Annotated in this window: 1 protein-coding gene; it reads left to right on the forward strand. The window is 71.3% G+C overall.

Going from position 1 to position 2,092, the window contains the following annotated elements:
- The coding region (locus BDIM_RS14415) for a M16 family metallopeptidase (RefSeq protein WP_050796804.1) at positions 1-2,092 on the forward strand (2,092 nt) is incomplete at both ends.

The raw sequence follows: 2,092 nt of genomic DNA on the forward strand, positions 1-2,092 counted from the left end.
CCGCCCGCCGCCGCGTCTGCCGCCCAGGGCGGGGTCGAGGTGCCGCCGCTGGGCTTCGCCAAGCGGGTGCTGGCCAACGGCATGGAGGTCTATACGGCGCGCGACGCCTCGACCTCCAACGTCACGGTCCAGGTCTGGTATCGCGTGGGGTCGAAGGATGATCCGGCGGGCCGCTCGGGCTTCGCCCACCTGTTCGAGCACCTGCTGTTCAAGGCGACGAAGAACATGCCGTCCGAGACGTTCGATCGTCTGACCGAGGACGTCGGCGGCTTCAACAACGCCTTCACCGCCGACGACGTGACCGCCTATTACGAGGTCGTCCCGGCCAACCACCTGCAGCGCATCCTGTTCGCCGAGGCCGACCGCATGGGCTCCCTGGTCGTCGACGAGGCCAACTTCGCCTCCGAGCGCGACGTGGTGAAGGAGGAATACCGCCAGCGCATCCTGGCCAGCCCCTATGGCCGCCTGTTCGGCCTGTTCACGCCCGAAACCATCTACCAGGACCACCCCTATCGTCGTCCGGGCATCGGCTCGATCGAGGAGCTGGACGCCGCGACCCTGGACGACGTGCTGCGCTTCCACGCCACCTACTACCGGCCGGACAACGCCATGCTGATCGTGGCGGGCAATTTCGATCAGGCGCAGCTGGACGGCTGGGTCGACGAATATTTCGCCCCGCTGAAGCGTCCGGCGACGCCCATGCCCGCCAATGATGTGAAGGAGCCCGAGCCGACCGGCCCGCGCACCGCCACCTATTACGCGCCGAACGTGCCCCTGCCCGCCGTCGCCCTGGCCTGGAACACCGTGGCCTACAAGGACGCCGACCGCGCGGCCCTGACGGTGCTGGACGGCATCCTGTCCACCGGCGAGAGCAGCCGCCTGTACCGCTCGCTGGTCTATGACAAGCAGATCGCCGCCTCGGCGGGCTCCAACCCCGACTTCGCCCAGCAGGCGGGCAACCTGGCCGCCTACGCCATCATGGCCGGCGGCCAAACGGTCGAGACCGGCAAGGCCGCGCTGGAGGCCGAGATCGCGCGTCTGCGCGACGAGCCCGTCACCGCCGCCGAACTGGCCGAGGCCAAGAACGAGCTGGTCGCCGACGCCCTGCGCGGGCGTGAAAGCATCGACGACCGCGCCACCACCCTGGGCATGGCGCTGATCATGACCGGCGACGCGACCGCCGCCGACCGCGAGATCGCCGAGATCCAGGCCGTCACCGCCGCCGACGTGCAGCGCGTGGCCCGCCGCTATCTGACGCCGCAGCGCCAGATCACCATCAACTACCTGCCCGCCGACGACGCCAATGCGCCCAGCGAGCAGAAGAAGAACGTCGACGCCCCCGTCACGGTCGCGTCCCTGGCTCCGGCCGGTCCGGTCGCCGTCCTGCTGCCGGAAGCCGAGCGCGCCCGCCTGCCCCAGCCGGGGCCTGAGGTGTCGCCCGCCACCCCGGCCATCGCCGACTTCCGCCTGGACAACGGCCTGCGCGTCCTGGTCGCCCCGACGCGGGGCCTGCCGCTGGTCTCGGCGCGGCTGAACTTCAACGCCGGTTCGGCCCACGATCCGGCGGGCAAGCCGGGCGTCGCCTCCATGACCGCCGCCCTGCTGACCCAGGGCACGACGACCAAGGCGGCCCCGGAAATCGCCACCGCCATCGAACAGCTGGGCGCCAGCATCGGCGCGGGCGCGGGCGCCGACTTCACCAATGTCTACGCCAATGCGCCCAAGGACGTGTTCGGCCGGACCCTGACCCTGATGGCCGATCTGGTGCGCAACCCGACCTTCGCCGCCCAGGAGCTGGAGCGTCAGCAGTCCCAGACCCTGGACGGCCTGCGCGTGGCGCTGAGCCAGCCGGGCTCCGTCGCCTCCCAGTCGGTGGGCCGCGTGATCTACGGCGACGCCCCCTACGGCGCGCCGGGCTCGGGGACGGTGAACAGCATCCCCGCCCTGACGCGCGACGACGTGGCGGTGTTCCACTCCGACCGCTTCCGTCCGTCGCAGGCGACCCTGGTCTTCTCGGGCGACGTGACCCCGGCCGAGGCCCGCGCCCTGGCGGATGAAGCCTTCGGCGACTGGCGCGACGCCGGTCCCGCCC

The sequence above is a fragment of the Brevundimonas diminuta ATCC 11568 genome, assembly GCF_000204035.1.
GTDB classification, from domain to species: Bacteria; Pseudomonadota; Alphaproteobacteria; order Caulobacterales; family Caulobacteraceae; genus Brevundimonas; species Brevundimonas diminuta.